This window comes from Maritalea sp., from assembly GCF_051251695.1.
Classification (GTDB): Bacteria; Pseudomonadota; Alphaproteobacteria; order Rhizobiales; family Devosiaceae; genus Maritalea.
Genome location: NZ_JBPOEU010000067.1, coordinates 1 through 4331, shown reverse-complemented (window position 1 = coordinate 4331; position 4331 = coordinate 1). Strand labels below are relative to the sequence as shown.

Sequence of the window (4331 nt, the reverse complement as noted above, 5' to 3'; positions counted from 1 at the left end):
GCACCCATAGCTCAGCTGGATAGAGCGCTGCCCTCCGAAGGCAGAGGCCGCAGGTTCGAATCCTGCTGGGTGCACCAAAATATCAATGACTTAGCAAGTTCATATTTTTTGTGTATCTGTTACGCGTAACGGAAACTCTCACTTTCGTCTCCTTTCTATGGTTTTTTTTGCAGATTCCATGAAGTCGGGGGCGTGATGCCCGTAGACTTTTTCAATGGTTTCTTGGCTGGTCGCGAAGTATCCCGATGCCTCCCATGTCTTGACGCCATTTTGCAGCGCCCATGTGATCGCTGTATGCTTTAAGGTATGTGGTGATACGTCAGTTAACCCCGCTTCTTTTGCAGCTTTTGCAAAGCCACGCTTGGGGTCTTTGATCATGCCGCCATTGTATTCAACAGCCCAATGGCACCCTTGCGCGTGCCATCGCTTCAGGTGTCCTAAGAGTTGGCGCGGGATCGGGGCAGGTGTTCGGCGCTTCTTTGTTATGCGCTCACTTTCGGACATGCGAAACATGATACCAGCCTCGAGGTCAAACCAGCCGCCGATTGTGTTCTTGCAGAATCCCATTCTAATAATTGCGTCTTTGCGCGTCCCTGTGTACAGGCCAATTAGAATGAAGCGCGCAATGTGTTTTGACTTGTGGCTACGATATGCTGTCCACAAAAGCTTTGCAGCTTCGTCGCGGGTTAACCATCTGTCTTTTGGTTGAGGCTTGCTGGGTAACGTGACCACAGGGGCGCTGGTTAGTAAGCCCTCTTTGTGACTGTAATTGATCGCAGCCTGCAAGGTTCCGAGTTCTCGGCGCACAGTCCCAACAGAAATAAGTTCCCATTCGATAGGCTCGCCTTTGCTGCCTCGCATTGTCACTCTTTTTCGAACTTTTGCGTATCTGCGGCAGGTTTCGCCTTTGACATGCGATACTTTTAGGTCAGCCCAAAACGGCAGTAATGCCTCAATCGCATACCTGCCCATCAGCGCCCGTATATGAGTTTGAGTAGGTCTTGTTGAGGGAATCTTTTACTTTCTGAAGCAGGGTAGATTGGCCGTTTCCAGAATATGCATTGTATTGATGGTAAAGGCTGGCCGGTAGCGTAAATGACATGTCAATGTCACTAACCCCGTTTGTCGCTGTGTCTCGCCCAAAAGAGCCAACATAAAGACTGTGCGAAGTTTCGGAATCAGTTCCCCAGAAGTCCTTATTCAATTGCCTTGTTATTCTCTTATAGCGATATGAAATACTTGAGAGTGTTTCGGTGGGTATTAGGTATCTTTTCCGAAACGATTTGAAATTGTCAGCCACACTCATTGGAAATTCTCACCTCAAAAATCTGCTTTTGCGCCATCTAAACGAAAAGGCGAAGTATACAAAGCTGAGCCATAGCCAACGCAAGCTGAAGCTCACCTTACCTAACATAACTTTACCAAAATGAGAATCAAATTCATCCTAAGGCAAAGGACCAAAACAACGTTCCGCTCCGCAGCGACTGTCGAGCGGGGCGAATGTCGGCAATGGGCCGTTAACGATGATCGACACAACGGCGGATTCCGGACCTTCGCCGCATATGGGAAATCGAATAAGCTGCCGGAAGAAAGCGGACGTTTACGGCAAAAAACGGTTTGTGCGCCTATGCAAATGCAGCGAAAGTCGGCAAAGAGCCTAAAATAGCGGATGCTGCGAACTGCGCGAATGTCTGGTTCTGGATTACTTCGCCGCTTTTCGATCAGCTGGTGTGCCCTCAGCAACTTATCCATCTTGGAAGTTTCCACGAGACCCAACCAACTGCCCCATCAGATGTGCTTACACTATACCAGTCACCAGTACGGTCGCCCAAGAATTCAATAATCTGGCCTGGAGGCAATTGTGCCAAGCGAACGCCACGACGTGTGCTAGGCTCTGTTCTTAGCGCGAGCCAAGCGTCCGGAGGGCGAACATCATCAACGTAGCAAGTCACTTGGTGAGGCACTGCAATCGCCTCAGCTTCAATGAAAAGCTTGGTCAATTCACGCACGCATTCGCGGTAGTTTGCACTTTCTTTTTGCTGATGTTCTCGCAAGACTTGTTGAATACCGTCCCAACTTTCCTCAGTTACTTCTATGTCCTGCGACTTGCCTGGAGAGCTAAGTATCAGATTATCCCTTGAATTACGGATAACCCCCTGCACTGAAGAAACAGTACAGCTATCGACCGCCAATCGTGCAGCCCTTTCACTTAAGCTTTCGTTTGCAAAGGCAAATTCGGGCAAAAAGAAGAATACAAGGGCAACCGAGACAATCCACCTCATGGGAGCTTGTCAATCACAATGGGTGTCAACACCCTGACGCATGCCCGGTAGTCCAGATTGTCAGCAAGCTGATCCGTTTTTACCACCTGCCTGATACTGGTCCATTCCTCTTCAGTCAGTTCAACAAAGGCGTCTGCATTCAGTTTTACAACGAGACGAAGTCGGACATTTCCGTCAATCTTACCTGTTCCAATCAAACTAGAGAAACTTCCTTCGTCCTTGGCCGTCTGGCACGTGTCGCGCACCATTTCCGTCGCCTCTCTGACCGTCTCTTGCGCACGAAGAGGTGATAAAAAGATCACGAAGAATAGAGTAAAAGAGTAAAAGAACTTCATAAATGAACAGACCTTGAATAATATGAATCGTAAGAAATCATATCTCAGCAGCATGTTTACTCAAAGTTCTTTCTTGATAGCGTACATCCCCAAATGGCTCCACCTCACTTTTTGCGCCTTGCCTACGGGGCTTCCGAAAGCGACGACCGTTCTGGAGATTCGAACGGCAGCTCCGTCCGCATAGCCGCCTCTCGCCTTCCTATTTGGCGTTGTTTTCGTATGGAATCGCGGCGAAAGTCGGGTTTGAGCCCGAAGTGACAGTTCTCTAATCCGAGCTGCTGTTCCAGTAGTTAATAGAACACGCCAATTCTGCCTCTAGCCATTCCTTAAACTTTTTTACGCTTTGCTTTCGGGCTGAGTGATGGCTTGTGGCAAACCAATAGGTCGCCCCGGTCAGCGATCTCTGCTTGAACGGAGACGTGACCTGACCTCGTTCCAGAGCATCACACGCGAGGGTCTCCCATGCCATGAATACACCTTGGCCGGTCATCGCCGCATCTAAACACAGGGATGCATCCGCATAGGTTGGCCCAGACGGCAAGTTTTGTCCTTCCATGCCTTGATCGGACATCCAACTTTTCCATCCATACAGCTTCTCGTTTTCCCGAATGACGGGCAGCTTCAAGATATCTGCGGGTGTATGGATTGTCCGTGCGATCTCTGGTGTGCAAACAGGAAAAACACGCTGGTCCAGCAACTTGACTGCCCTTCTTCCGATTGTAGAACCTTCGCCGACACGTATCCCGATATCAACCTCGGAACCGTCCAGATCGACCACTTCCATCGATGGCACGATTCGCAGACTTATGTTTGGATTTTGCAAATTGAACTTATTTATTCTCCAAATAAGCCAACGGCTTGCAAAGATTGGTGCTACCGAAACAGTCAGAGCATTGTCTTTTGGCGCTCGTATGTCCGATACGACAGAGGATAGTTCCGAGATGGCGCGCGTTAGGCGCGGCGCGATCTCTGCACATATCTTGGTGGGTTTGAGACCCGAAGAGGTGCGGATGAACAAGGTCTGTCCCAATGCCGCTTCCGCTTTGGCCAGTCGCTGACTCAAAGCTCCGGCAGTAACACCCAGTTCGTCAGCCGCACGTCCAAGCGTGCCGCTGCGGGCAATGGCCTCGACGGCCCTGAGTGCTGAGAGAGGGATCGAGTTTAGATTTTGCATTTAGTTTTTCTAAACTAACTTTATCGCGAAGTCGATTCCAAGAAGCGCATATTTCAGTGAAATATGATTTTATGAAAAACGCTATCATCACAATTCTCAAGATTATTGAAAAGAACTGGCTCCTAGAGGGGGCGACACGCAACACTAAGGCCAACTGGTACCGAGATCCTCTATCACATCCCGATATCGCACGAATGTCTGAGCGTGAACGTGCAGACCTACAGTTCAAGCCCGAGTTCATAAAATCTGAATGACGCCTTTGTCCCGCTGAGCTGCCTCTCGCCTTCCTATTTGGCGTTGATCTCGTATGCAAACGCAGCGAAAGTCGGCAAAGAGCCCAATATGACTGATGCTGCGCGATGCACGAATGGCCGCTTTCGCAAATGATTTATCGGGAACAAGCAACATAAGCGTCGCACTCACCTAAAGCGAAAATTATTTCTGCGTTGTCAAAAGTGAATGAACCATGGCTGTGATGTCACGCGCGACGTCGTCTCGGGTACGTGCGTTTCTGTGAATTCCGAACGCGCAAGACAGGAT

5 protein-coding genes and 1 tRNA gene are annotated in these 4331 nt (G+C 49.4%); 1 reads left to right on the top strand and 5 read right to left on the bottom strand.

The features are described 5' to 3' along the window. Positions 1–77, top strand: a tRNA-Arg gene (locus ACSHWX_RS17895). Between the two features lie 61 nt (positions 78–138). Here the strand turns inward: ACSHWX_RS17895 and ACSHWX_RS17890 are convergent. The 5 genes from ACSHWX_RS17890 to ACSHWX_RS17870 form a co-directional block, all read right to left on the bottom strand. Then, positions 139–861: a site-specific integrase gene (locus ACSHWX_RS17890; RefSeq protein WP_435669570.1), complete on the bottom strand. Its 723-nt coding sequence runs from the start codon at positions 859–861 to the stop codon at positions 139–141. 91 nt (positions 862–952) lie between these two features. Further along, on the bottom strand, positions 953–1306 hold the full coding sequence (locus ACSHWX_RS17885) for an SMODS domain-containing nucleotidyltransferase (RefSeq protein WP_435669569.1): 354 nt from the start codon (positions 1304–1306) through the stop codon (positions 953–955). A gap of 430 nt (positions 1307–1736) precedes the next feature. Next, positions 1737–2282 carry an SH3 domain-containing protein gene (locus ACSHWX_RS17880; RefSeq protein WP_435669568.1) on the bottom strand — a complete coding sequence of 182 codons (546 nt, stop codon included), beginning with the start codon at positions 2280–2282 and terminating at the stop codon, positions 1737–1739. Further along, the gene (locus ACSHWX_RS17875; RefSeq protein WP_435669567.1) at positions 2279–2617 is read right to left on the bottom strand and encodes a hypothetical protein; all 339 of its coding nucleotides are present in this window, start codon (positions 2615–2617) and stop codon (positions 2279–2281) included. Before ACSHWX_RS17875 ends, ACSHWX_RS17880 begins: the two co-directional genes overlap by 4 nt. 265 nt (positions 2618–2882) lie before the next feature. After that, the gene (locus ACSHWX_RS17870; RefSeq protein ID WP_342857669.1) at positions 2883–3791 is read right to left on the bottom strand and encodes a LysR substrate-binding domain-containing protein; all 909 of its coding nucleotides are present in this window, start codon (positions 3789–3791) and stop codon (positions 2883–2885) included. Between the last annotated feature and the right edge of the window lie 540 nt (positions 3792–4331).

Coding starts and splice junctions, on each gene's coding strand:
- ACSHWX_RS17890 (WP_435669570.1), bottom strand. CDS start 861: ATGCGAGGCAGCAAAGGCGAGCCTATCGAATGGGAACTTATTTCTGTT.
- ACSHWX_RS17885 (WP_435669569.1), bottom strand. CDS start 1,306: ATGAGTGTGGCTGACAATTTCAAATCGTTTCGGAAAAGATACCTAATA.
- ACSHWX_RS17880 (WP_435669568.1), bottom strand. CDS start 2,282: ATGAGGTGGATTGTCTCGGTTGCCCTTGTATTCTTCTTTTTGCCCGAA.
- ACSHWX_RS17875 (WP_435669567.1), bottom strand. CDS start 2,617: ATGAAGTTCTTTTACTCTTTTACTCTATTCTTCGTGATCTTTTTATCA.
- ACSHWX_RS17870 (WP_342857669.1), bottom strand. CDS start 3,791: ATGCAAAATCTAAACTCGATCCCTCTCTCAGCACTCAGGGCCGTCGAG.